This is a genomic window from Streptomyces sp. NPDC060028 (assembly GCF_042736725.1).
Taxonomy (GTDB): domain Bacteria; phylum Actinomycetota; class Actinomycetes; order Streptomycetales; family Streptomycetaceae; genus Streptomyces.
Genome location: NZ_JBHWVJ010000101.1, coordinates 1 through 25,560, shown reverse-complemented (window position 1 = coordinate 25,560; position 25,560 = coordinate 1). Strand labels below are relative to the sequence as shown.

At 73.2% G+C, this 25,560-nt stretch carries 19 protein-coding genes and 2 pseudogenes; 10 read left to right on the top strand and 11 right to left on the bottom strand.

Annotated elements, in window-relative coordinates; all coding sequences use genetic code 11:
• Positions 1 to 245 (top strand): annotated as a pseudogene (locus ACFWBF_RS32705) (hypothetical protein); the annotation flags it as partial.
• 6 nt (positions 246 to 251) lie between these two features.
• Here the strand turns inward: ACFWBF_RS32705 and ACFWBF_RS32700 are convergent.
• Complete coding sequence (locus ACFWBF_RS32700) at positions 252 to 1,088, bottom strand: neocarzinostatin apoprotein domain-containing protein (RefSeq protein ID WP_385608267.1); 837 nt, start codon at positions 1,086 to 1,088, stop codon at positions 252 to 254.
• A 175-nt stretch (positions 1,089 to 1,263) separates the two neighbouring features.
• Between ACFWBF_RS32700 and ACFWBF_RS32695 the strand changes: the two genes are divergently transcribed.
• From ACFWBF_RS32695 to ACFWBF_RS32665, 7 genes are all read left to right on the top strand, one after another.
• A complete protein-coding gene (locus ACFWBF_RS32695; protein ID WP_385608265.1) occupies positions 1,264 to 2,043 on the top strand; it encodes a S1 family peptidase in 780 nt (259 codons plus the stop codon).
• Between the two features lie 146 nt (positions 2,044 to 2,189).
• Positions 2,190 to 3,746, top strand: coding sequence for an alpha/beta hydrolase (locus tag ACFWBF_RS32690; protein ID WP_385608263.1), 1,557 nt, complete (start codon positions 2,190 to 2,192; stop codon positions 3,744 to 3,746).
• 76 nt (positions 3,747 to 3,822) lie between these two features.
• Positions 3,823 to 5,601: an RNA ligase family protein gene (locus ACFWBF_RS32685; protein ID WP_385608269.1), complete on the top strand. Its 1,779-nt coding sequence runs from the start codon at positions 3,823 to 3,825 to the stop codon at positions 5,599 to 5,601.
• Positions 5,601 to 8,471 carry a poly(A) polymerase gene (locus tag ACFWBF_RS32680; protein ID WP_385608261.1) on the top strand — a complete coding sequence of 957 codons (2,871 nt, stop codon included), beginning with the start codon at positions 5,601 to 5,603 and terminating at the stop codon, positions 8,469 to 8,471. The genes ACFWBF_RS32685 and ACFWBF_RS32680 overlap by 1 nt, the downstream gene beginning before the upstream one ends.
• A gap of 373 nt (positions 8,472 to 8,844) precedes the next feature.
• Positions 8,845 to 11,007 carry a discoidin domain-containing protein gene (locus tag ACFWBF_RS32675; RefSeq protein WP_385608259.1) on the top strand — a complete coding sequence of 721 codons (2,163 nt, stop codon included), beginning with the start codon at positions 8,845 to 8,847 and terminating at the stop codon, positions 11,005 to 11,007.
• A gap of 110 nt (positions 11,008 to 11,117) precedes the next feature.
• On the top strand, positions 11,118 to 12,188 hold the full coding sequence (locus ACFWBF_RS32670; protein WP_385608257.1) for a DUF1996 domain-containing protein: 1,071 nt from the start codon (positions 11,118 to 11,120) through the stop codon (positions 12,186 to 12,188).
• Between the two features lie 46 nt (positions 12,189 to 12,234).
• On the top strand, positions 12,235 to 12,909 hold the full coding sequence (locus ACFWBF_RS32665) for a hypothetical protein (RefSeq protein WP_385608255.1): 675 nt from the start codon (positions 12,235 to 12,237) through the stop codon (positions 12,907 to 12,909).
• A gap of 236 nt (positions 12,910 to 13,145) precedes the next feature.
• Here the strand turns inward: ACFWBF_RS32665 and ACFWBF_RS32660 are convergent, their stop codons facing one another.
• The 5 genes from ACFWBF_RS32660 to ACFWBF_RS32640 form a co-directional block, all read right to left on the bottom strand.
• The gene (locus ACFWBF_RS32660; RefSeq protein WP_385608268.1) at positions 13,146 to 14,063 is read right to left on the bottom strand and encodes an NADP-dependent oxidoreductase; all 918 of its coding nucleotides are present in this window, start codon (positions 14,061 to 14,063) and stop codon (positions 13,146 to 13,148) included.
• Positions 14,064 to 14,189: 126 nt separating this feature from the next.
• Positions 14,190 to 15,581, bottom strand: coding sequence for a GH1 family beta-glucosidase (locus ACFWBF_RS32655; RefSeq protein ID WP_385608253.1), 1,392 nt, complete (start codon positions 15,579 to 15,581; stop codon positions 14,190 to 14,192).
• Positions 15,578 to 16,474, bottom strand: a complete 897-nt coding sequence (locus tag ACFWBF_RS32650) for a carbohydrate ABC transporter permease (RefSeq protein WP_385608252.1) — start codon at positions 16,472 to 16,474, stop codon at positions 15,578 to 15,580. The genes ACFWBF_RS32655 and ACFWBF_RS32650 overlap by 4 nt, the downstream gene beginning before the upstream one ends.
• Positions 16,467 to 17,438: a carbohydrate ABC transporter permease gene (locus ACFWBF_RS32645; protein ID WP_385608250.1), complete on the bottom strand. Its 972-nt coding sequence runs from the start codon at positions 17,436 to 17,438 to the stop codon at positions 16,467 to 16,469. The genes ACFWBF_RS32650 and ACFWBF_RS32645 overlap by 8 nt, the downstream gene beginning before the upstream one ends.
• A 10-nt stretch (positions 17,439 to 17,448) precedes the next feature.
• Entirely contained in the window at positions 17,449 to 18,771 is a 1,323-nt protein-coding gene (locus ACFWBF_RS32640; protein ID WP_385608248.1) for an ABC transporter substrate-binding protein, read from the bottom strand.
• Positions 18,772 to 18,953: 182 nt separating this feature from the next.
• On the opposite strand from ACFWBF_RS32640, the gene ACFWBF_RS32635 reads away from it, so the two are divergent.
• A complete protein-coding gene (locus tag ACFWBF_RS32635; protein WP_385608246.1) occupies positions 18,954 to 20,267 on the top strand; it encodes an ROK family protein in 1,314 nt (437 codons plus the stop codon).
• Between the two features lie 38 nt (positions 20,268 to 20,305).
• Here the strand turns inward: ACFWBF_RS32635 and ACFWBF_RS32630 are convergent, their stop codons facing one another.
• From ACFWBF_RS32630 to ACFWBF_RS32615, 4 genes and pseudogenes are all read right to left on the bottom strand, one after another.
• Positions 20,306 to 21,427 (bottom strand): LacI family DNA-binding transcriptional regulator, encoded by a 1,122-nt coding sequence (locus ACFWBF_RS32630; RefSeq protein WP_385608244.1) that lies wholly within the window; start codon positions 21,425 to 21,427, stop codon positions 20,306 to 20,308.
• Positions 21,428 to 21,450: 23 nt separating this feature from the next.
• A pseudogene (locus ACFWBF_RS32625) lies at positions 21,451 to 21,986 on the bottom strand (fibronectin type III-like domain-contianing protein); the annotation flags it as partial.
• Between the two features lie 68 nt (positions 21,987 to 22,054).
• Positions 22,055 to 22,645, bottom strand: a complete 591-nt coding sequence (locus tag ACFWBF_RS32620) for an HD domain-containing protein (protein WP_385608242.1) — start codon at positions 22,643 to 22,645, stop codon at positions 22,055 to 22,057.
• A 15-nt stretch (positions 22,646 to 22,660) separates the two neighbouring features.
• Complete coding sequence (locus ACFWBF_RS32615) at positions 22,661 to 23,737, bottom strand: RNA ligase (ATP) (protein WP_385608240.1); 1,077 nt, start codon at positions 23,735 to 23,737, stop codon at positions 22,661 to 22,663.
• Between the two features lie 230 nt (positions 23,738 to 23,967).
• Here ACFWBF_RS32615 and ACFWBF_RS32610 point away from each other — a divergent pair, with 230 nt between their 5' ends.
• Positions 23,968 to 24,711 (top strand): SDR family NAD(P)-dependent oxidoreductase, encoded by a 744-nt coding sequence (locus ACFWBF_RS32610; RefSeq protein WP_385608238.1) that lies wholly within the window; start codon positions 23,968 to 23,970, stop codon positions 24,709 to 24,711.
• Positions 24,712 to 24,719: 8 nt separating this feature from the next.
• On the opposite strand, the gene ACFWBF_RS32605 is transcribed toward ACFWBF_RS32610, so the two are convergent.
• Positions 24,720 to 25,499 (bottom strand): peptidoglycan-binding protein, encoded by a 780-nt coding sequence (locus tag ACFWBF_RS32605; protein ID WP_385608236.1) that lies wholly within the window; start codon positions 25,497 to 25,499, stop codon positions 24,720 to 24,722.
• Positions 25,500 to 25,560: the final 61 nt, after the last annotated feature.

Genomic DNA, 25,560 nt, shown 5'->3' with positions numbered 1-25,560 from the left:
CCGCTGCGGCCCCCGCGCCCGAGCCGGCCGCCCCCGCTCGCGGCCCCGGCGGCGGCTCGGGGCACCGTGAGAACCGGGCGCCGCGGGGGCCGAAGGCCGCGAAACCGGCTCCCCCGGAGCGCCGCAAGCGGCCGCCCGCACGGCCCAAGCCCCGGCCGGCGGCGCCGCGTACGTACGACATGGCGCAGTTGTGCGCGGCCGCCCGGGGGACGGTGTCGCCGTCCATCCTGGCGTTGTGCGGCTGACCGGGATCATGCGAAGTGCAACGGGCGGCGGACCGACTCCGGGCCTCGTACGCGGGTGCCGAAGACCACCAGTTCACAGGCGTGTGCCGGACGGCAGTCGACGGTGCGGCCGTCGATGCCGGTGAACGTGGCCGAGAGGGTGATCGTCTCGTCGATCCGGCCGCCGTCGCTGGTCGCCGGCGGCCTGCTGCGGGGGCGGCAGCCGCTGGTGTCGGCGGAGCCGGCCGCGCACTCCATGACCAGGGCGTGGTACTGCGGCTCGTAGCCCTTGCCCGTCGCGCGTACCGACTGGCCGTCCACCAGGCCCTCGTCGGGGGTCACCTGCAGGGCCGGCGGCGCCTCCGGGCGGCCGTGCGGGCGCAGGCGCAGCGGCACGGTGGTGAGCAGGGCCCCGGTGTTGTCGGTGAGGGCCAGGGTGCAGGGGTTGTCTGCCGGCGCGGCGCGGCAGTCGAAGGTTCCCGCCGTGGTGTCGAGCCGGACGTACAGCTTCTTGGGCGACGGCTGGTAGGTGCCGTCCGGGTAGACGCGGAACTGGCGGCCGGTGTCGTCGTCGCAGGTGTCCGCGGATGCGGAAGGGGCGCACTGCTTGACCCAGACGTACGCCTTGGGCGGGCCGCCCGTGATGGTGAACTCGACGATGTCGCCGTCCAGAAGGCCGGTGGTCCGGTTCACCTCCAGTCGCGGCCCGGTGGCGGCGGGGCGCTGCCCCGCCGGGTTCGCAGGCGCCGGCGCGGCCCGGGCGGGGGTCACGGCGAGTGCGGCGCCGGTGAGCGCCACCGCGGCCGCGCAGCGCACCAGCGTCCAAAACCGGCCGCGCCACGGCCCCTTTCCACCTGGCTCCATCTGTTCCCGCCCTCCAGATCGACCCCTCAGGACAGGGAGCATCCTCCTGGCGCGGGCCGGCCACGGCCAGGGTGCCGTTTCGGCCACGGAACCGGGCGCGGCCGCCCCGGCGTCGTGATCCACGCCAAGGCCGTGCGGCCACCGGGCCGCGCGCCGATCCCCGGGGGGACATCGCATGATCACGTTCAGGAGCCGTACCGCCGCTGCCGCACTCGCCGCTTCCGTCCTCGCCGTCTCGGGGCTCGTGGCCGCCGCGACGCCGGCCGCGGCCATCCACGGCGGGCAGAACGCCACCACGGGCGGCCACCCGTACGCCATGCTCATCGAGACGCCACAGGGGCAGCAGTTCTGCGGGGGCACCCTCGTGGCTCCCACGAAGGTGCTCACCGCCGCGCATTGCGTCAAGGACGCCGCCGCGCCCCTCGACCTGCTCGTCATCGGCGGGCGCACCACGATCAGCGGGACCAAGGGGACGGTCCGGCACGTGGCCTCGGTCAAGGTCCACCCGAAGTTCGAGCAGGGCACGCTGACTTACGACGCGGCGGTCATCACGCTCTCCGCGCCGATGCCCTACGCCCCGCTGCCGGTGGCGGGCCCCAAGGATGCGGCCCTCTACGCCTTCGGCAGGACCGCGAAGACCATGGGCTGGGGCCGGACCGCCACCGACACCCCGGGAACCCGGCTGAAGTCGGCCGTGCTCACCTTGGCGCCGCCGGCGAAGTGCGAGCCCTTCACCGAGCCCGGCGAGTCCAGTGCCCTCAAGGTGTGCGGGACCAGTGCGGCCGGCGCCCACGACAGCATCTGCCGCGGCGACTCCGGCGGTCCGCTGGTCACCGGCGGCAAGGTGATCGGCATCGTCTCCACCGGCAACAAGTACTGCGACGACCAGTACCCGGTCTCCGTCTACACGCGGGTCAGCGCGGTCGCCGCGGGCCTCGGCCTCCCCGTCGGGTAACGATCTTCCGCGGCATGTCGGCCAGTTGTCCGAAAAGCGCGTGGTACGCGAGATGGACGAGGACGGCTCCTATGGGGGATTCGCTCCGCCCGCGCATGCAACAAGGTGGGCGGGTAGGCAATTTCACCGAACGAAGGACCCGCCCCGTGCGTTTCAAGCGCCTCGCCCCGCTCCTCGCCACGGCCGGCCTCGTGGCGACCACCGTGCCCGTGCTCACCGCGCCCCAGGCCTCCGCCGCCCCGGCGGCGGAGTACCTGCGCCAGAAACCGGCCTGGCACCAGTGCCGTCCCGACCGCCCGGCCTCGTACGAGTGCGCGACCATCAAGGTCCCGCTCGACTACCAGCGCCCCCGGGGGCGCACCCTCGACCTCGCGATATCCCGGATGAAGAGCGAGAACCCCGCCGCACGGCGCGGAATCATGCTCCTCAACCCGGGCGGCCCCGGCACCCCCGGCCTCTACCGGCCGATGCAGATGCACGAGAAGATGCCCAAGGACGTCCGGGACACCTACGACCTCATCGGCTTCGACCCGCGCGGCCTCGGGGCCAGCAGCCCGATCGGCTGCGGCCTGGACCAGGCCGAGCGGAACTCCGAACGGCCGCCGTACCGGCCCGAGACCTTCCCCGCGGACGTGACGTGGGCGCGCACCGTCGCCGACAAGTGCCGGGAGAAGTCCGGCGACGTCATCCCGTACATCACCACCCGCAACACCGCGCGCGACATGGACGTGATCCGCGCGGTGTTGGGCGAGCGGAAGATCTCGTACCTGGGCTACTCGTACGGGACCTACCTCGGCTCGGTGTACACGCAGATGTTCCCCTCGCGGACCGACCGCTTCGTACTGGACAGCGGAATCGACCCCGGCCGGATCTGGCGCGGCATGACCCAGGTGTGGGCGACCGCAGTGGAGCCCGCGTTCGAGCGGTGGACGAAGTGGGCGGCGGAGCGCTCGGACACGTACGGGATCGGCGCGACCCCCGAGGCGGTGGCCGAGGCCTTCTGGGCGTTGGTGGCACGTGCCGACCGGGACCCGATCCCCTACGGCCAGCTGAAGGTCACGGGTGACGACATCCGCGCCGACCCGTCGCTGTTCTTCTCCCCGCTGGAGGCGTCGATCGTCGTCCGGGCCCTCAAGGCCGCCGCCGAGAAGGCTCCCGGGCCCACCGACGAGGCGATACCGGAGGTGACGAAGCTGCTCGCCGGGGGCCGGGTCGGCGGGGCGCGTGCCGAAGCGGCCGCGGAGGCGACCGCCGACCCGGCCGGGGAGCCCGCACCGGCCCCGGACGACAACGCCATGGCCGTGCACTGGTCCGTGGTGTGCGGGGACACGGACAGCTGGCCGCGCGACCCCGGGCAGTACGCGCGGGACTCCGCGCGGGAGAAGGCCGCGCACCCGCTGTACGGGGACTTCGCGTCGAACATCAAGCCGTGCGCCTTCTGGCAGCCGCCGCTGGAGGCCGAGACGCCCATGAAGACGAAGGCGAACGTGCTGACCGTGCAGAACGAGTGGGATCCGATGACCCCGCTCAGCAGCGGTCAGGGCCTGCACCGGGCCCTCAAGGGCTCGCGGATGGTGCTGGCGCTGGGCGGCGAGGGCCACGGCGCCTACCTCTCCGACGCCGGCTCCTGCGTCAACGCTCCCGTCGACGCCTACCTCACCACGGGCCGGCTGCCCGCGGGGGACGTGACCTGCCGGAACTGACCGCCTAATTGGGTGGATGCCCGTCTTCTGCATACCTAAGGTGACGGGGCACCCGGTCGTCGAGCAGGAGCAGATCATGCGCACCCACTACCCCCGGACCCCGCACCTGCCGTGGTCCCCCGGGGCGACCGCCGACGACGTGCGGACCAGTGGGCTCGCCGGGTTGGCCGGGCGGGAGGTGGTGGTCACCGAGAAGCTCGACGGGGAGAACACCACCCTGTACGCCGACGGGCTGCACGCACGCTCGCTGGACTCCGGCCACCACCCGTCGCGGGCGTGGGTCAAGGGGCTTCAGGGCCGCATCGGCGCCGGGATCCCCGCCGGGTGGCGGGTGTGCGGGGAGAACCTGTACGCCCGCCACTCCCTGGCGTACGAGGAACTCGACGGCTGGTTCTACGGGTTCTCGGTATGGGACGGGGAGCACTGCCTGGACTGGGACCGGACCGTACGGTTCCTGCGCGGCCTCGGGGTACCGAGCCCGCGCGTGCTGTGGCGGGGCACGTTCGACGAGCGTGCGCTGCGCAGGCTGCGGCTGGACACCACGCGCCAGGAGGGGTACGTCGTACGGACGGTGGACGGCTTCCCGCGTGCCGACTTCGGGCGGTGCCTGGCCAAGTGGGTGCGGGGCGGCCACGTGCAGACCGACACCCACTGGATGTACGCGCCGGTGGTGGCGAACGGGCTGGGGCCTGCGGCTCCGCTGTGGGCGGTGAGGTCGGGGGCCGAGGCGGACCCGGCGGGGCTGCTGGCGGCCGTCGGCGCGGCGGGGGCCGGGCCAATCGAACCGGGTGACTCGGCCGAGCAGCCGGTGGGGGCGGAGGTCATCGCCGAAGTCACCTCCCGGCTGGACGGGTCGGGCCGTACCGGGGAGGACCGCCTGGCCGGCGTACTGGCCGCCGTACTGCACCGGCGGCCGCGGGCCCGGCTCGCCGCTTCGCTGGCCGCCGGGCCGCTCGGGATGCCGCTCGCCCGGCGGGTCGCCGACCTGGTCGGGCTCGCCCCGTACCTGCGGCGGCCCTTCCCGGAGGCCGAGCGGCGGGCCGGGCTGGTCAGGATGGCCGCGGCGGCGGACCTGGGGGCGTTGCACGCGCTCGCCGCCGCCACGCGGGACGTCGGGGAGCGGGAGTGCGTGGAGTGGTCCGCGCTGTGCGCCGAGGACGCCGGACTGCTCGTACCGGACCCGCTGGGGCCGCTGCGGTCGGGGCTGCGGGACGCGCTCGCCGGGCTCGGCGCGGACGCGGCCGACCGCTGCTGGGCACGGGCCCGGGACGCCTTCGGGCTGGGCGGGGTCGCCACCGCCGAGGAGGCGGTGGCCGCGACCTGGCGGTGGCGCGAGGGGGCCTTCCCCCGCCTGGTGCAGTTGTGCGGGCCCTCGGGCAGTGGGAAGAGCACCTACGCCCGCGGGCTGCCCGGGGTGGAGGCATACATCAGTCTTGACGATCTGCGCACGGCCCGGGGTTCCCGCTCCGACCAGCGGGACAACGCGGACGTGCTCCGCGAGGGCCTCGACCGGCTGGACGCGGCCCTGGCCGCCGCCGCGCGCACCGGCGGCACGGTGGTGTGGGACGCCACCTCCCTCACCGGGCAGCAGCGCGGCCTCGCCGGTGCGGTCGCACGGCGCCGCGACGCGCTGGTCACCCACGCCGTGGTGCTGGTCGACGAGGCGGAGCTGCTGCGGCGCAATGCCGTGCGCGCCCATCCCGTGCCGCCGCAGGTGCTGACCGCGCAGCTGCACCGGTTCAGCCCGCCCTACCCCGGTCAGGCGCACCGCACGTGGTACATCGGCGCGGCCGGCACGGTCGAGGACACGGCGGGCAGCCTGGCCCCGTCACAGGGAAAGCACGAGGACGGCTGATGCGTACCAGCGAGGAGCTCTACCACCAGGTGCGCTGGGACCCCCGCTTCGACCCCGCCCGCTTCGTGCTCGGGCTGCTGCAGCGCGGGGCCGCGCCCAAGCGCGTGCCGCTGCCGTCCTTCGTGCCCGGGGGCGACATCCCCTGGCACCGGGTGCTGTTCGTCGAGGCGGACGGCGAGCTGGTGTGGGACCGGGCCACGGGCCTCGACGTCATCGACAGCACCAGCGCCGGGCGGGTCCGCGAGCCGCGGCTGCTGCGGGCGCCCTTCTTCACCGCCCGCACCCCCCACGCCTGGGACCCGTCGCAGGGCGGCGCCTGGCGGCCGGCCGGGAGCGGACCCGCCGCGCCGGGCCCCGCCGCGGTGCGGCTGCTGACCTGGAACACGCTCTGGGACCGGTACGACGCCCCGCGCATCGACACCGCCGGGCGCCGGCCGCTGCTGCTGGCCGACCTGGCGGCCGCCGACGCCGATGTCATCGCGCTCCAGGAGGTGGAGCCCGCACTGCTCGGGATGCTGCTCGCCGAGCCGTGGGTGCGGGCCGGTTACACGCTGGGCACCGACCCGGGCGGCAAGGACGTCGCCGACAGCGGGCTGCTGGTGCTGAGCCGGCTGCCGGTGCGGGAGGCGGCCCTGCACGCGCTGGGCCCGCACAAGGCGGTCACCGCCGTCACCGTGGGCACCGCGGCCGGGCCCCTGGTGGTCGCCGCCACGCATCTGACCAGCGACCACTCCGAGCACGGCGCGGAGCGGCGGACGGCCGAACTGGCGCGGCTGGCAGAGGGGTTGGGTGGCGTCGGGGCCGATGTGGCGCTGCTCGGCGACTTCAACGACGGCCGGTCGGGGGCCGCGGGGCCGGCGGCCGCGCTGGGGCTGCGGGATGCGTGGAGCGACGTACACGGGGAGCGCGACGGTACGCCGACCTTCGATCCGGCGGCCAATCCGCTGGCGGCGGTGGGCTCGCTGTCCGGGCGGGCCGCACGGCTGGACCGGATCCTGCTGCGTTCGCCGCGGGCGCGGGTGGCGGGGGCGGCCCTGCGCGGGGAACGTCCGGGGCCCGGGGGGCTGTACATCTCGGACCACTACGGGGTCGAGGCGACGGTGGACTTCGCGTCCGACGAGGGGCCCGCGGTGCTCGACGTACGGTCGACCGCGCGGACGGCGGTGGCGTGGCTGCCGCCGCACGATCCGGCGGTCGAAAGCCTGCGGCGGGAGCACGACCCGCAGGTGGACCGCTGGCCCGCGCACGTGAACCTGCTCTTCGGCTTCGTGCCGGAGTCCTCCTTCGAGGCCGCCGTACCGCTGCTGGCCGAAGTGGCGGCGGGCACGGCGCCGTTCGCGGCGCGGCTGGGCGGCGTGGACAGCTTCGGGCACCGGGAGGACGCCACGCTCTGGCTGGACCCGGCGGCGGACGCGGCCGCGGACACGGCGTGGCAGGAACTGTGGCGCGCGCTGGCCCGGCGGTTCCCGGGGTGCCGGGGCCGCGCCGGTGCGTACACCCCGCACCTGACGCTGGGGCGCAGCCGGGATCCGCAGCGGGCGGTGCGCGAGTTCGCTGCGCGGCTGGGCGGTGGCGGGGTCTCGGCGCGGGTCGGGTCGCTCGCGGTGCTGTCCCGGCGCGGGGACGGGCCGATGCGGGTACGGGCGACGGTGGAGCTGGGGACGGGCGCGGTGTGGTGGGCGCCGGAGGAACCGCTGGGCGGGGCCGGTGAATCGGCTCCACCGCCCGGCACGGCCGAGCGGGTCGCGGCGCGGATGGCTGCGGCGCTGCCCGAGGGGGTGGTGCATGTGGCCGGCTCCCGGCGGATGGGCTGCGCGCTGCCCGGAGCCGACCTGGATCTGGTGGCGGCCCTGCCGGGCACGTCCGCCGACGCGGCGGAGGTACGGGCCCGGGTGGCGGCGGCGCTGCCGGACGCCGAGCGGGTGCGTGAGGTGACGGGCGCCCGGGTTCCGGGGCTGCGCCTGCGGGTGGCCGGGCTGGACGTGGACCTGGTGGTGGTGGCCACGGGTGGGCTCGCTCCGGCGCGGGCCGTGGCCCGGCGGGCCGAGCTGGGCGAGGCGGCCGCGGTCGCGTTGAGCGCGGTGAGCGACGCCGATGCCGTACGGGACTTCGTGGGCGCGGAGCTCGCCGCGTTCGCCGGGCTGGCGCGCGAGGTGAAGGCCTGGGCCCGGGCCCGGGGGCTGGACTCCGCACCGTTCGGCGGGCTTCCGGGCCTGGCCTGGGCGGTACTGGCGGCGCGCACGGTACGCGAGGCCGCCGACCTCTCCCCCGCGGCGCTGCGGAGGCAGTTCTTCGGCACCTGGGCCGCCTGGGACTGGCGCGTCCCGATCACCCTGCGGCCGCCCGCGGAACCACCGCAGGCGGCCGGACCCGCGAGTCCGGCTCTGGCTCTGGACCCGGCCCCGGCCACCGTTCTCACCCCCTCCGCCCCGGTCCGTAGCTGCACGGCTCAGGTGGGCCCCGGGCTGCGCGATCTGCTCGGGCGCGAGCTGTACGCCGCCTGGGAGTGCCTGGACGCCGACCCCGAGGCCCTGCCCCGCACGGCGCCGCCGCTGCACCGGCGCCACGCGGCCTGGGCCGTGGTCACCGTACGGGGCCGCGATGCCCGGGAGTTCGAGGAGTCCCGGGGCCGGATGCGCGGCCGACTGCGCGCCCTGCTCGGCGCCCTGTCCGAGGCCGGGGCCGTGGACGCCCACGCCTGGCCCCGCCCGTTCGAGTCGGCCGACACCCTGGCCCGCTATGCCATCGGTCTCGGCGCAAGCCCACCGGACGCGACCCGCCTGACCGCCCTGACGGCCCCCTGGTCGGCCACCCTCCCGGGGGTCGAGGTCACCTGGTCGGACTGCGGCTCGATCCCCACCCTCCACTGAACCCACCCGCTGAACCCACCCGCGGTCCGGCACGCGACTCCCGCTCGCAGACGACCGGGCCGACGACCAACGAACGCAAGGCCGCCAACCAAGCCCGGGATTCGATCACTTCCCGAACCGATGCCCGAGGGCTCCGTCCCGCGCAGCGGGCAGGGCGGGACGGAGCGGTCAGAGCCTCAGTAGAGTCCTGCCACCTTTTTTCGTCAATACTTTTCACAAGGATTGAAGAAACTCCGAGTTCACAGGCCTGCAAGGCATTTGACCTGTCGTTTGGTCTTCATTTCATGAACGCTCAAACCCTTGACGGCCCCCGTGCAGGGCAGTTCACTCACGCTTCGATCCCCCCGGATCCAAGACGTCAGGAGTGACCCCCATGCCCCTCCTCTCCGATCGCCCGCCGCGGCTCACCGTCGCGGCTCTCGCCGCCGCGCTGGTCGCGGCCCTGCTCGTACTGCTCCCGAACACCGCCGCCACCGCCGCCACCGCGCCCACGCTCCTGTCGCAAGGCAGACCCGTCACCGCCTCCAGCCTCGAAGGCGCGGGCACCCCCGCGGCCGCCGCCGTCGACGGGGACAACGGCACCCGCTGGTCGAGCCAGTTCGCCGATCCGCAGTGGATACAGGTCGACCTCGGCGCCCCCGCCCAGCTGAGCCAGGTCGTCCTGCGCTGGGAGACCGCGGCCGCGAAGGCGTACCGGATCGAGCTGTCCACCGACGGCAGCACCTGGTCCACCGCGTACTCCACCACCGCCGGCGCCGGGGGCGTCGCCACGCACGACCTCACCGGCACCGCCCGCTACGTGCGGATGTACGGGACCCAGCGCACCACCGGCTACGGCTACTCCCTCTGGGAGTTCCAGGTCTACGGGACCACCGACACCGGCCCGACCCTCCCCGGCGGCGGCGACCTCGGCCCGAACGTGATCGTCTTCGACCCCTCGACGCCGAACATCCAGGCCAGGCTGGACGAGGTGTTCCGGCAGCAGGAGTCCGCCCAGTTCGGCTCCGGCCGCTATCAGTTCCTGTTCAAGCCGGGCACGTACAACGGGCTCAACGCCCAGATCGGCTTCTACACCTCCGTCTCCGGACTCGGCCTCAGCCCCGACGACACGACCATCAACGGTGACGTGACCGTCGACGCGGGCTGGTTCAACGGCAACGCCACCCAGAACTTCTGGCGTTCGGCGGAGAACCTCGCGCTCAACCCGGTCAACGGGACCGACCGCTGGGCCGTCTCGCAGGCGGCGCCGTTCCGGCGCATGCACGTCAAGGGCGGCCTCAACCTGGCTCCCACCGGCTACGGCTGGGCATCCGGCGGCTACATCGCCGACTCCAGGATCGACGGCCAGATCGGCAACTACTCGCAGCAGCAGTGGTACACCCGCGACAGCTCCATCGGCAGCTGGGGCAACGGCGTCTGGAACCAGGTCTTCTCCGGGGTCCAGGGCGCTCCCGCACAGGGCTTCCCGAACCCGCCGTACACCACGCTCGACACCACCCCCGTCTCGCGCGAGAAGCCTTTCCTGTACCTGGACGGCAGCGACTACAAGGTGTTCGTGCCGGCGAAGCGCACGAACGCCCGGGGCACCTCCTGGGGCAACGGCGCGCCGCAGGGCACCTCGATCCCGCTCAGCCGGTTCTACGTGGTCAAGCCGGGCGCGAGCGCCGCGACGATCAACCAGGCGCTGGCGCAGGGCCTGCACCTGCTGTTCACCCCCGGCGTCTACCACGTCGACCGGACCATCCAGGTGAGCCGACCCGACACGGTGGTACTGGGCCTCGGCCTCGCCACGATCGTGCCGGACAACGGTGTGACCGCGATGAAGGTCGCCGACGTGGACGGTGTGAAGCTCGCCGGCTTCCTGATCGACGCGGGCACCGTCAACTCGCCGAGCCTGCTGGAGGTCGGCCCGGCCGGCACCACCACGGACCACGGCGCGAACCCGACGACCGTCCAGGACGTGTTCGTCCGGGTCGGCGGCGCCGGCGCCGGCAAGGCCACGGTGGGCATGGTGGTCAACAACCACGACACGGTCATCGACCACACCTGGATCTGGCGCGCCGACCACGGCGACGGGGTGGGCTGGGAGACCAACCGCTCCGACTACGGCCTGCGGGTCAACGGCGACGACGTACTGGCCACCGGGCTCTTCGTGGAGCACTTCAACAAGTACGACGTCGAGTGGAACGGCGACCGCGGCCGCACGGTCTTCTTCCAGAACGAGAAGGCGTACGACGCCCCCAACCAGGCGGCCGTCCAGAACGGTTCGGTCAAGGGGTTCGCGGCCTACAAGGTCGCCGACTCGGTCACCACCCACGAGGGCTGGGGGCTGGGCAGCTACTGCTACTACAACGTCGACCCGACGATCCGTCAGGACCACGGCTTCGAGGTCCCGGTGAAGCCGGGCGTGAAGTTCCATGACCTCCTCGTCGTCTCGCTCGGCGGCAACGGCCAGTACGAGCACGTCGTCAACAACACGGGGGCCGCGACCTCGGGTACGTCGACCACCCCCTCCAACGTCGTCTCGTTCCCCTGATCCACCCCTGACCCCGGGCTCGCGGGGCGGCCACCGGCCGCCCCGCGTTTTCCGGACCACCTGATAGAGCGCTCTCCCAACCGGGAGACGGCAACCGAGGGAGCTGAAGGATGAAACTCCGACCGCGGGCCCTGTCCGCCTTACTGGTCTCGGCGGCCTTCGCCGTGACCGCCGCCGCCGGCATCGCAGCGGCCGCGCTCACGGCGCAAGCGGCTCCCGAATCCGGCGCCGCCGTCCACATGAACCACGCCGCCGTCGCCCCGGTGGTGACCGGCGACGACCCCGACGGCGACGGCTACATCCCCGCCGTGCCCCAGGTCACCGGGGTCACGCCGTCCTGGGCCAACCCGCCGGACCGCTACTTCCACGAGTTCCAGGCCAACTGCGCGGTGAGCCGCACCGCCGGGGACGACCCGATCGTCTACCCGGGGCGGCCGGGCGCCTCGCACGACCACACCTTCTTGGGCAACACCACGACCGACGCCTACAGCACCACCGCCTCGCTCAGCGCTGGCGGGACGGCCTGCAACGCGCCGGGCGACCTGTCCGGGTACTGGATGCCGACCCTGTACAACGGCAACCAGCCCGTGCTGCCGGCCGGCCCGCAGGTGATCTACTACAAGACGGGCGTCACCGACTACACGAGCGTGCGCCCCTTCCCCAAGGGACTGCGTTTCGTCGTCGGCAGCCCGACCCAGACGGCGGCCGAGTTCCGCGGCCACCGCGGCTGGGTCGAGGGCTGGGAGTGCGGCGACAGCTTCAAGAACGTCGAGTTCCCTGCCAACTGCCCGGCCGGGACGCAGCTCAACATCCGTATGCAGTCCCCCAGTTGCTGGGACGGCACGTACCTGGACACGCCGGACCACAAGGCCCACATGGCCTATCCGGTCGTGAAGCCCGGGACCAACGACAACGTGTGTCCGGCCGACCACCCGGTGGCGCTCCCGATGGTGGAGTTCAAGATGGCCTTCCCGGTCAGCGGGGACATGTCGCAGGTCGGGCTGTCGAGCGGGAGCGGGCACTCCTTCCACTACGACTTCTTCAACGCCTGGGACGACCGGACACTGAAGACGCTCGTCGACCACTGCGTGCGCGGCGGCCTCCAGTGCAACGCCCGCGGTTACGACGAGACCCACCCCGAGGCAGGCGCGGTGCTCGGCCCCGACTACCGCCTGCCGTAACGGCCTTCGCCCCCCAACGCCTCCCACTCCTCAAGGAGGTCCCTGCATGCACTCCCGCATGCGCACCCTCATCACGGCCGCCCTGCTCGCGGGCGCCGTCACCGTACTCCCCGCGGGCCCGGCGCAGGCCGTCGGCAGCGTGGTCAAGGTGACCGGCTCGCAGGGCAACTGGCAGCTGACCGTGGACGGTTCGCCGTACCTCGTCAAGGGCGTCACCTGGGGTCCGTCCCCGGCCGACGCCGGCCGGGCCTGCAAGGCGTACTACGCGGTCAAACGGGCCTACGGCGGGAACACGGCCGGGGACAACCTGCCGCCGACCGTCTCCGTGCCCTCCGTCCCGAACCCGGCCGCCGTCGCGGCGGGCAAGGAGGTGGTGATCCAGGCTCCGGCGACCGACCCCGAGGCCGACCAGCTGTCGTACGAGGTGCTGTGGGGCGGCCGGTACGTCGACGGTGGGGCCGGTGGCGGCACCCTGAAGGCCACGGCTCCGGCGAAGACCGGCGTGTGGAAGCTGTACGTCAAGGTCAAGGACGGGCGCGGCAACGTGGGTGTGGAGCAGCGCTCGGTGAAGGTGGTGCCGCCGCCGGTGGCGGGCACGGACGTGACCAAAGGCCGGCCCACCACGGCGTCGACCTTCCAGGACGACGGCTGGGGCGGCTGCCCGTGCACCCCGCAGCTGGCGACGAACGGTCTGGACGGCACGCGGTGGGCGAGCAGTTAGGCCGATCCGCAGTGGCTCCAGGTCGACCTGGAGAACTGGCGGAGGGCGTACGCGACTTCGTCGGGTGACGGCGGCATCGACGACTTCGACATCGCCGCGTCGGGCCGCTACGTCCGGCTGGACGTCTACGCCTGACCCTGACCCGGCCCGACGCCCGCACGGATCCCGCGCGCCGACCCGTACCCCGCTGGGCGGCGCGCGGTCCCGTTCGCACCTCGGGACTCACACCTCGGCACTCACACCTCCAGGACGATCTTCCCCGCGGTGTGCCCGGCCCGGCTGAGCTCGAAGGCGGCCGCGAGCTCGGCGAGCGGGAAGGTCTTGGCGACGGTGACCGTGAGCTTGCCGCTGTCGACGAGCCCGCCCAGCTCGGCGAGGTCGCTGCCGACGGGCCGGACCCACATCCACTGGCCGCCCGCGCCGAGCACGTTGTGGTCGGCGATCGAGGCGTGCCGGCCGCCCTCGGCCAGCACGGCCAGGGTGGTGTCGAGGACGTCGCCGACGAAGTCCGCGACGACGGTGACCCCGTCGGGGGCCAGCGCGCGGACCCGGTCGGCGAGGCCTTCCCCGTACTCGACGGGCTCGCAGCCCAGTTCGCGCAGCCGGTCGTGGTTGCGCGGGGAGGCGGTGCCGATGACGCGGGCGCCCAGCGCGCGGGCGATCTGCACGCCGAAGGTGCCGACTCCGCCGGCCGCGCCGTGGATGAGGACGGTGTCGTCCTTGCCGGTGTCGAGGCGGGTGAGGAGCTGGTACGCGGTGAGGCCGGCCAGCGGCAGCCCCGCCGCCTCCTGCCAGCTGAGGGAGACCGGCTTGGGCGCGAGGGCGCGTACGGGCACGGTGACGAACTCGGCGAAGGTCCCGCCGTGTACGTAGTCCTTGCGGGCGTACGCGATGACCTCGTCGCCGGCGGTGAACTCGGGCGTGTCGATGCCGGCGTACTCGACGGTTCCGGCCACGTCCCAGCCGGGCACGACGGGGTACACGACGTCCATCAGGCCGTCGAGCCCGCCCGCCATGATCTTCCAGTCGACGGGGTTGACCGAGGCGCACCGGACCCGCACGAGGACCTCGCCGGGCCCGACCTTGGGCACCGGGAGCCGCGTCTCGGACAGCACCTCGCCCCCGCCGTACGTCTCGTACGCCATCGCCCGCATGGTGCCTTCGGTGTCGTCGGACATGAGCCTCGCCTCTCCGTGAGCTGCTGGAACCACCGGCCCATCCCACCACGAAAGGCCGTGCCCGCCCCGGGAAGCGGGGCGGGCACGGCGCGGCGTGCGGGGCTACAGGGCGCGGTGGGCGGCGATCACGTCCGCGTAGTGGTGGCCGCTGGACTTGATCGTGCGGCGTTGCGTGGCGTAGTCGACGTGGATCAGGCCGAAGCGCTTGTCGTAGCCGTAGGCCCACTCGAAGTTGTCCAGCAGGGACCAGGCGTAGTACCCGGCCAGCGGTGCGCCGCGGCGGGCCGCGCGGGCACAGGCGGCCAGGTGGGCGGTCAGGTAGGCGGTGCGCCGGGGGTCGTGCACGCTGCCGTCGGGGGCGACGGTGTCCGGGTACGAGGAGCCGTTCTCGGTGATGTGGATGCGCCGGGCCCCGTACTCCTCGGTCAGCCGCATGATCAGGGTTTCCAGCCCGTCGGCGTCGACCTCCCAGTCCATGCCGGTGCGCGGGACCCCGGCGCGTTCGATCATGCGGGCGTACGGGGCCGGACCGCCGGGGTCGGCGGTGACCACCTGGGGGAAGTAGTAGTTCAGGCCGGTCCAGTCGAGCGGGGCGGCGATGGTCTCGAGGTCGCCGGGGCGCTCCGGCAGGTCCACGCCGTAGACCTCGCGCATGTCGGCGGGGAAGCCGCGGCCGTGCACGGGGTCGAGCCACCAGCGGTTGACGTGGCCGTCCATGCGGCGGGCGGCGGCCCGGTCGGCTTCGCTGTCGGTGGCGGGTTCGACGGTGGAGAGGTTGTTGACGATGCCGATCTGCGCGCCGGGTGCCGCGGCGCGGATGGCCCGGGTGGCGAGGCCGTGCCCGAGGAGGAGGTGGTAGGAGGCGCGGACGGCGGCGGTCAGGTCGCTCCAGCCGGGGGCCATCCTGCCCTCGAGGTGCCCGATCCAAGCCGAGCAGAGCGGTTCGTTCAGCGTGGCCCACTGGGTGACGCGGTCGCCGAGCCGTTCGGCGACCAGGCCCGCGTACGTGGCGAAGTGCTCGGCGGTGGAGCGCTCCGGCCAGCCGCCGCGGTCCTGGAGGGCCTGGGGCAGGTCCCAGTGGTAGAGGGTGACGGAGGGGGCGATGCCCGCGGCGAGCAGGCCGTCGACCAACCGGTCGTAGAAGTCGAGGCCCTTGGCGTTGGCCGGGCCGTCTCCGCCGGGCAGGATGCGGGGCCAGGCCACGGAGAGCCGGTAGGCGTTGGTGCCGAGTCGGCGCATGAGGGCGATGTCCTCGCGCCAGCGGTGGTAGTGGTCGCAGGCGGTGTCCCCGTTGTGGTCGCCGTCGATGGCGCCGGCGGTGTGGGAGAAGGTGTCCCAGATGGAGGGGCCGCGGCCGTCCTCGGCCACCGCGCCCTCGATCTGGTAGGCGGAGGTCGCGGTGCCCCAGGCGAAGTCGCGGGGCAGGGCGGCGAGGTCGATGACGTTCTCGACGGCGGGGCGTTCGGTCACGGTGAGGCTTTCGGAAAGGGTCATTTGACGGCTCCTGCCGTGAGTCCGGCCACCAAGTACCGCTGGAGCAGCAGGAATCCGGCGACGACGGGGATGCTGACGACGAGCGAGGCGGCCATGATCTGGTTCCAGTAGACGTCGTTCTGGGTGGAGTAGCCCTGTAGGCCGACGGCGAGGGTGCGGGTGGCGTCGTTCGTCATGACGGAGGCGAAGAGGACCTCGCCCCAGGCGGTCATGAAGGCGTACACGGCGACGGCGACGATGCCGGGGACCGCGGCCGGCACGACGACGCGCAAGAGCGCGCCGAGGGGTCCGCAGCCGTCGACGGTGGCGGCCTCGTCGAGGTCGCGGGGCACCGAGTCGAAGTAGCCGATGAGCATCCAGATGGAGAAGGGGAGGGAGAAGGTGAGGTAGGTGAGGATCAGTCCGCCGCGGGAGCCGTAGAGCGCCACTCCGGTGCTGTTGCCGATGTTCACGAAGATCAGGAACAGCGGGAGCAGGAAGAGGATCCCGGGGAACATCTGGGTGGACAGGACGGTGACGGTGAACAGGCGCCTGCCGCGGAAGCGGTAGCGGCTGACCGCGTACGCCGCGAAGACGGCGATCACCACGGAGCAGGCGGTGGCCGCGCCCGCCACGATCAGGGAGTTCACGAAGTACTTGGCGAGCGGGACGGTGTGCCAGATGTCGATGTAGGGGCGGACGGTGAGTCCGCTGGGGATCCAGCGGAACCGGCCCGCGACGTCCTTGAGGGGCTTGAGCGAGCTGGTGACCATCACGTAGACGGGCAGCAGCACGAAGGCGGAGAGCAGGGTGAGGAACACCGCGCGGATCGCCTTGAAGGACGCGGGCGGATCGAGCGGGCTGCGGGCCCTGGCCTTCCGCGCGGCCTTGACCTTGACCATGGTCCTAGGCATCGGCGTCCCTCCGTCCCCTCGTGGTGAAGAGCAGGTAGCCGGCCGTGACGAGCAGCAGGAAGAGCAGCAGCAGGACGGACATCGCGGATCCGGTGCCGAAGTTCCAGGTCACGAAGCTGGACTGGTAGATGTGGATGGAGATGAGGTCGGCGGCTTCGGGTGCGGACTTGCCGAACAGCACGAAGGGCGTGTTGAAGTCGTTGAAGGTCCACAGGAACAGCACCAGGATCAGCACCTGGTTGACCGCGCCGACCGAGGGCAGGGTGATCCGGCGTATCTGCTGCCAGATACCGGCCCCGTCCAGCGCGGCGGCCTCGTACAGGTCCTTGGGGATGTTCTGCAGGGCGGCCATCACGATGAGGAAGGCGAACGGCCACCCCTTCCAGACGGACACGGTCAGCAGGGCCCAGAAGCTGTTGTCGCCCAGCAGCCAGAACGTGTGCTCGGCGCCGCCGATGCCCAGCTGGTCGTGGATGACGTGGTTCACCAGCCCGTTGTCCCGCTGGAACATGAAGGCCCAGGTGATGACGGCCGCGTAGACGGGCAGGGCGTACGGGACCAGGAACAGCGCCCGCAGGATGCCACGGCCGCGGAAGGCCTCCTGCATGAACACGGCGGCGGCGGTGCCGACGAACCAGCACAGGAAGACGGAGAGCAGGGTGAACGTGCAGGTGGTGAGGAAGGAGCCGAGCAGGGACTCGCCGACGGGCTTGTTGACGTCGACGGCGAGTTCGTAGTTGTCGAAGCCCGTCCAGGGGGCTCTGGACCAGTCCCGGATGAAGAACTGGGTGAGTTCCCGGAAGCTCATCAGGATGCCCATCGCCATCGGAACGAGGTGGATGAGCAGTTCGAGGAGCAGGGCGGGCAGGAGCAGGAGGTAGGGCAGGGCGGCACGGCGCACTCGTCCGGTGCGGCGCACGCGGGCAGTGGTACGCCGAAGCCGCCCGGCCGTGGCGGAAGTCATGGGGATCCGCTCACTTCGCCATCTGTTGCTGGGCCTTGGTGAGCTTCGACTTGACCGATTCGGTGGTCACCGGGCGGCCGGCCGCGGCGTCGGCGAAGAGTTCCTTGACGGCGGTGCCGACGGCGGTCTCGAACTGCGATTCCTCGGGGACCTGCGGGAGCGGTGCGGCGCTGGTGGAGAGGGTGGTGCGCAGGACCGTGAGGTCGTCGGCGGCGAACGCGGCATCGCCCTGGGCGGCCTTGACGGGCGGGACGGAGCCGTAGGTCTTGTTGAGGATCTTCTGCTCCTCGTCACCGGTCATGAACTTCACGAACTTCAGCGCGCCGTCGATGTTGTCGGTGTTCTTGAAGACGGCCATGTTGATCCCGGCGACCATGGAGTTGGTGTTCCTGCCGCTGCCGGGCGTGCCGCCGGCGGGAACCGGGACGGGGGCCACGCCCCAGTCGCCCTCCTTCATGCCGTGGGACTTGAAGCTGCTGGCGGCGCTCTGCCAGAGGACCATGGCGGTCTTGCCGTTGGCGAAGTCCTGGAGGGACTGGTTCTTGTCGTACTCGGCGTTGCCGGGCGCGACGATCTTGTCCTTGGCCATCAGATCGACGTACTGCTTGACGGCCTCGACGTTGGCCGGGGTGTCGAAGGCGGGCTTGCCGGCCGCGTCGAAGAAGTCCGCGCCGTGCTGCTTGGCGAGGACGAACGCCTGGTGGATGTTGTTGGAGAGGTTCGAACCCTCCGCGCCCAGCGCCCACTTGCCGTCCTTGGACAGCTTCTGTCCGATGACGGTCATCTCGTCCCAGGTGGCCGGGGGCTTTTCGATGCCCGCCTCCTGGAACATCTTCTTGTTGTAGTAGAGCGCGTACGACATCGAGTAGAGCGGGACGGCGGCCGGGTCCTTGCCGGGGACGCCGGCCGAGCCGATGGCGGAGTCGACGAACCGGTCCCTGCCGCCGATCGCCTCGAAGTTCTCGGCGTTCCAGGGCAGCAGGGCGCCGGTGGCCTGGAGGGAGGAGGACCAGGTGTTGCCGATGTTGAGGACGTCCGGCCCCTGGCCGGAGGCGGTGGCCGCGAGGATCCTGTTGAGCAGGTCGGACCACGGAACCACCTCCAGCTTGACCTTGATGCCGGTCTGCTGCTCGAACTTCTTCAGCTCCGGGCCGAGGGTCGCCTGGTCCGCCGCGATGTCGGGCCCCTGGTTGGAGGCCCAGTAAGTGAGCTCCCGCGGCGCGGTGTTGGAGCCTCCCGCGCTGTCCGCGGAACCACCACCGCAGGCGGTGGCGGCTGCGGCGAGCAGGGAGACGGCGGTGGCGGTGGCGGCTGCGGCTCGGGTTCTGCGCATGGCGGCTCGGTCCCTTTCGACAGGGTCGGGAGAAAGGCCGGTGATGCGGTCCGAGCGCTCGGGCTCGATCCCCCGTTACATCCAGGCCTTAATTTAGGACGTGAGTTAAGCCTCGTGAAAGGGTCGCGTCAAGGGGTCCCGCAAGGGTATGTTGCGATCGATGTCAGCACGGAAGGAGTCACATGACCACGGGGCGTAGCGGACGTACGGTGCGGGACCTGCGGCGCGGCAATCGCAGCGCCGTGCTGCAACGGTTGTATTTCGGCGGGGCGATGAGCCGTCAGGAACTGGGGCCCGCCACCGGACTGAGCTCCGGGTCCGTCAGCAACGTGGTCGGCGAGCTCGTCGCCGACGGGCTCCTGGAGGAGGCCGGCATCGTCGACTCCGACGGCGGCCGGCCGCGCACCCTGCTGCGCGTGGCGCCCGACAGCGCCCACCTGATCGGGATCGACGTGGGTGAAACCCGGGTCCGCGTCGAGCTGTTCGACCTCACCCTCACCGAACTGGCCCGCACCGAGATGCCGTTGCAACCGCGCGGCTGCTACGACGTCGGGCCCATCGTGGACCACGTCCGCACCGGCATCGCCACCGTGCTCGCGCAGGCCGGAGTCGGCACGGAACGGCTGCTGGGGGTCGGGGTGGGCGTACCCGGCATCGTGGAGCGCGACGCGCCGGGCGGCACCGTCGTGCACGGCCAGACCATCGGGTGGGACGCGGTCCCGCTGGAGGCGCTGCTGCGTGCCACCGGGGCCGTGCCGCCCGAAGTCCCGTACATCATCGACAACGGGGCGCGCACGCTCGGCCAGGCGGAGATGTGGTTCGGGGCGGGCCGGGGCGCCCGCGACGCGATCGTGGTCCTCTTCGGCTCGGGTGTCGGCGCGAGCCTGATCACGGACGGCTCCCCCGACGGCGGCAACACCGAGGGGACGCCCCTGGAGTGGGGCCACCTGACCGTGTCGGTACGGGGGCGGCGCTGCCGGTGCGGAGCTCTGGGTTGCCTGGAGGCGTACACGGGCGCGGAGTCCCTGCTGGCGCGGTGGGCGGAACAGGGCGGCGGCGCGGGCGACGCGGTGGACGAGGAGGAGGCGCTCTCGGCCCTGCTGGCGGCGGCGGGCGCCGGCGACCGGGTGGCCCTGGAGGTCCTGGACGAGACGGCGGAGTACCTGGGGGCGGGCCTGTCGGACGTGATCAACCTGTTCCAGCCCGAGCGGATCCTGATCGGCGGCTGGGCGGGCTTGATGCTCGGCCCGCACATCCTCCCGGCGGTACGGGACCACGCGACCCGGTACTCGCTGCGCCACCCCGCCGCCCGGGTCACCATCGACATGGGCTCCCTGGGCCCGGACGCGGTCACCGTCGGCGCGGCCACCCTGCCGCTGTCGGCCTTCTTCGCCACGGGCGGCCGCCGCCGCGCCGGCCCGGAGCCGCAGGCGCAGCTCCCGGGCTGGCGCACGGCTTTGGACACCAGGGGCGAGGCGGCGGCCCGTCGGGGGTGAGCCGCGGCGGCGGTTCGGGCGGTGATTCAGGCGGTGGTTCAGGCGGAGTCGCGGATGACGAGCTCCGGGGTGAACAGCAGCGCGGCGGGCTCGGCCCGGGGGGCCGCTGCCGGCGTGGAGTTCGGGTCGGAGGCCTGCGCTGGGAGGGAATTCGGTGCCGGGTCCGAGACGCGGTCCAGGAGGAGGCGGACCATTTCCGCCGCCATGTCCTCGACCGGCTGGCGTACGGTCGTCAGCCGCGGGCGGCAGGCCGTCGCCGCGCTCGAATCGTCGAAGCCGACGACCGCCACGTCCTCGGGGATCCGGCGGCCGTGTTCGCGCAGCACCAGGCAGGCCCCCTGCGCCATCAGGTCGTTCGCCGCGAACACCCCGTCCAGGTCCGGCTGTTCGGCCAGCAGAGCCCGCATGGCCCGCTCGCCCCCGTCCAGCGTGAAGTCCCCCTCGGCCACGGCCACCCGGCTCCCCGCCGCCGCGTCGAAGCCGGCCATCCGCTCCCGGCTCGCCGGCACCTCGGCCGGACCCCCGATCGCGGCGAGCCGCCGGCAGCCGCGGGCCAGCAGGTGCCGCGCCGCCAGCGCCCCGCCCTCCCGGTGGCGCACGTCGACGTGGTCGAGGCGCACCCCGTCCGCCGGGCGTGCGAACAGCACGGCGGGCAGCCCCGCCGCGGCCAGCATGCCCGGCAGCGGGTCCCGGGCGTGCGTACCGACGAGGAGGGCCCCGTCGGCGCCGCCCTGGGCCAGGTACGCGAGCACTTGCGCGCGGTCCTCGTCCGCGTCGGCGAACATCAGCACCGGGTGTACCCCGCGCGGCCGCAGCGCCCGTACGACTCCGCTCACCACCCGTCCGAAGAAGGGGTCCTGGAACACCCGCGCCGCGAACTCGTCGCGCCGGCCCGCACCGTCGGCTCCGGCGCCCGAGACGACCAGGGCCACCGCTCCCGAACGGCGGGTCACCAGCGAGCGGGCCGCACGGTTCGGGACGTACCCGGTGGCGGCGACCGCCTGCTGGACCACCTGCTGGATGGCCGGGTCCACGTTCCGGACTCCGTTGACCACGCGGGACACCGTCGCCCTGGACACCCCGGCGGCCCGGGCGACGTCCTCCAGGGTCGGCGCCGCCCCGGCGCCCGCGCCCGTTCCCGTACCGAGGCCTGTGTTCATGGCGGCACTGTAGCCGCCCGCTGTCAGACGTCGAGCGCCGACCGGAGCGGGAGGTCGGCGGCGCTTCGGCCCGCCAGAACGGTGAACCGGCCCGGTTCCGTCACCCAGCGCCCGGCCTCCGCCGGCCCTGGCCCGGTTCCGGTTCCGGTTCCGGTGCCGGTTCCGGTGCCGGTTCCGGGCGCCCAGTGCTGGAGGGCGCGCGCGGGTATCCGTACGTACGCCGTCACCCCCTCCCCCCGGATCCGCCTGCACGGCGGCCCACCCGGCGAGCCAGCGCACCGGGCGCTCCACCGCCGACTCGGCCCGGCACAAGTGGAGTTGGACGACCTCGCGCTCGCGCCGGGTGCCGGTCTTGCACAGGACCACGCGGGGGCCGTCCCCGCGCGCTGCCAGGCCCGGTGCCCGATGTGCAGGCCTTCCTCGTAGGGCAGTTCGCCGTTCACCGGGTGCGTGGCGCGGACCGGGCGTCGGCGAGGGCCGCGGGCCAGGAGGTGGGGAGCCGTCCGCCCGGCTCGGCGCGGCCCAGGAGTACGTCGGCGAGGGCGTGGCCCCCCTCCTGGCTCCCGCATGATCCCGGCGCACCTCGGCGGCTGTCAACGGGCTGCTCTCCAGAGGTGGTTCGCCGCGTCAGACGGGATACGCGGCCTGGAAGGCCAGCCGGCCCTCCGCGCCCTCCCCGAGCCCCCCGAGCACCTCGTCGAGCCGCAGGTACACCTCCCACCGTTCCTCGCCGGACACCTCGACGATGCGGCCGATCAGCAGGTCTTCCAGCTCCACTACCCGCTTGCCCTTCCACACCTTGTCAGCGGCGCTGACCAGCAGTTCCTCGGTGCTCACACCGGGCTCCGACCAGGCGGCATGGGTCGCCGCGAAGCGGGCCCGCTCCGCGCCGAACCCGTGGTCGAGCAGGAGGTCCCGCCCCGCCGGCTCGTGCGCGGAACCGGGCCCGGTGAGCTCGGCGGGGTGCACCGTCTTGCCCACGTCGTGCGTGGCCGCGCCGAACAGCACGGCCTCCCGGTCGAAGGACAGTCCCGGGCAGTACCCGGACAGCCAGTCGGCGAGTTCGCAGGCCACGTCGTGCACGAGCCGCAGATGCGCCGCCAGCCGGGGCGGCGCAGCCAGGGCGCGCAGCAGCTCGGCCACCTCCGGCGGCAGCGGGCGCACCGGAGGGTCGCCCGGGGTGTCGAGTGCGCGGGACAACGCGTCGCTCACGGTCATCCCGCGAGGCTGACCTCACTCGTACTCCGTGCCGCCCTTACGGGTCAGGTAAGCGGGGCTGACCGCCTTGGCGATGGCGCGGCCGCCGACCACCGGGCTGTGGCGTTCCGCCGCAGGGCGGATGACGACTCCCTCGCGCAGATGCAGGCCCCGCCCGGACACGGTCTCGCGGCCGCTCGCCCATTCCAGCACCGTGTCGAGCCCGTACGGGCCCTCGAACAGCCGTGGCACGAGCGGCAGTTCGCCGTCCGGGAGCACGGCCGCCGGGTCCAGCCACCGGACCTGGCCGTCGATCTCGGCGGAGACGTCGAAGACGGCGTACCCGGGCGGCGCGTCCGCCGTGCGCACGTCGGCTCCGTACGCCAAGTCCTGGACTCCCCCGCCGTACACCTCGGCGAAGACGCCGACCCGGGTCGCACCGAGGCGCGCGGCCAGCCGGGCCGCGACCTCGGGGACGCCATGGCCGCGCACGGCCCGCCAGTACAGGTTCCGCTCGTCCTCCACCAGCGCCAGGCTCCTGGAGCCGAAGCCCTTGGAGGAGACCAGCACCTGTCCGCCCTCGACGACGTACGTCAACAGGCAGGCGGAGCCGTGCAGTTTTTCGGTGAGCACGACGGGCTCGCCGGCCTCGAAGATGCCCGGGTAGCGCTGCAGGTTCTCGATGTCCACCCACGGCAACAGGTCGGGCGCGGCCACGACGTCGCCACTCATCGTCGTGGGCACGGGCGGGGACCATTTGGTGATGCCGAGCAGACCGGCGAAGTCCGTGCCCTCCTTGGCGGCCTGCGCCAGGTCCACTTCCGCGAGCGCGGCCGGCCGGCACACGAGCCCCTGCGACAGCTCGCCGCGCAGCCGGACGGCCTTGACCCGGTCGGCGCCGCCGCCCGCCAGCCGCCCGGTCAGCCCCAGCTCCTCGATCAGTCCGGCGGGCAGCACGGCCTGTTCCGGTATGTACAGCGCGAACTCGCCGGTCCGGTACGCCCCCTTGGCGACGACGGCGCGGTACAGGCCCACCTGGGCCAGCTCCAGTGCGTCGGCGTTCGGGTGCTCATGGACGGTCAGCTCTTCGGCGGTGACCCGCAGAGTCGACATGGGAAGGCTCCTTCATCGGTGTGGTTGACATCTCTGTGGTGACATCTCTGTGGTGGGCATCCCCGCCACCTTCCGCCGCACCATTTCCGCTGGTCCAGCAGATATCTCCCTGCTAATCTCCGCCCGGCCGGGCGGGCTGGTGTCAGGGCGGGCGGCCTGGTGTCAGGGGTGGCGGGAGGCGATCATGGGCGCGGGCACGACAGGGGGAACGCGTCACGCAGGAGGATCACATGTCACAGCGACGGGTCACCGTCATCACCGGCGGAAGCAGGGGAATCGGCGCGGCCACCTGCGTGCGGCTCGCCGGGGACGGGCATGACATCGTGCTCGGCTACGTCCACGACGATGCCGCCGCCAAGACCACCGCCGAGCGCGTACGGGCGGCCGGCGCGCGGTGCGTGACCGTACGCGGTGACACGTCCACCGAGTGCGGCGTCGAGCGGCTCTTCGACATCGCCGGAGCCGAGCTGGGCGCGGTCACCGGTCTGGTCAACAACGCCGGGGTGACCGGGCCCCTGGGCCGGCTCGCCGATGCCCGGACCGAGGATCTGCGGCGGGTCGTGGAGGTGAACCTGCTCGGGTACCTGCTCTGCTGCCGCCGGGCCGCCCGGGACATGGCGGAGGCCGGCGGCGGGGCGATCGTCAACGTCTCGTCCGCGGCCGCCACCCTCGGCAGCCCCGGCGACTACGTCCACTACGCCGCGACCAAAGCGGCCACCGACGCGCTGACCATCGGGCTCTCCAAGGAGCTCGGGCCGGACCGGATCCGCGTCAACGCCGTGGCGCCCGGCATCATCGACACCGACATGCACGCCACCATGGGCGACCCCGACCGGCCGGCCCGCACGGCCGCCGGTATCCCGCTCGGGCGGCCCGGGCAGCCCGAGGAGGTCGCCGGGGCCATCGCGTGGCTGCTGTCCCCGGACGCCTCGTACACGACCGGGGCCATCCTGCGCGTGTCCGGCGGCCGCTGACCGGAGTTTCAGCCTCCGGACCCGAAGGCGGCCCGCGTGGCCGGGCCGTAGACGCCCTGCGGGTCGCCCTTGATGCCCCGGTCCTGCTGGAGCTGGGTGACACCGCGCCGGGTCTGCTCGTCGTACACGCCGGTCAGGGAGACGTACGTGAACCCCTGTCCGTAGAGCCGCTGCTGGAGGTCGCGCACCTCCGGTCCGCGGTCCCCCGGGCGCAGCGTCCCCGAGCCGCTCGCGGACGGCCGCTGCGACGAAGCGCTCGACGTCGGCTTCGGCCCCCCGTCCCGGCCGGCGGCCGGGCTCGCGGACGCTCCGGCCGATGCGGAATCCGGCGCCGGCGGCGCGGAGGACCGTACGGACGGGCCGGGCGGGGGTTCGGCGTCGACCCCCGGACTGCGCGCCGGAAGCACCGGCACGGACAGCCCGGGCGGCGCGGAGGTCCGTTGCCGCTCCGGCTCCGGGGTGCGCAGCACGAACAGCAGGGTGCCGGCGGCGCCGAGTGCGAGCAGGGCGAGCACGGCGAGGGCCGCCACCGGGAGCCGGGAGCCGCGCTCGCGCCCCGTCGGGACCGCGGGCGGAGCCGGCGTGGACGCAGGGCCCGGCGCGGGCTCGCGTACCGACGCCGGCGCGACCGCCGGACCGCTCTGCGGCCAGGTGGGCCCCGCCGGCGGCAGCGGCCGGTGTGGCCGGCCCGAGGGGGCGACGTAAGGGCGTACGAGCAGTCCGTCGGCGGGGACGGTCCGGCTCTCGTCCGGGTCGGGGGCTGTGGCTGGTTCTGTTTCTCTGTACACGGTTGTCTCCAGGCGGGGACGGGGGGGGGCCCGGCGGGGGGGCGCCGGCCCCCCGCCCGCC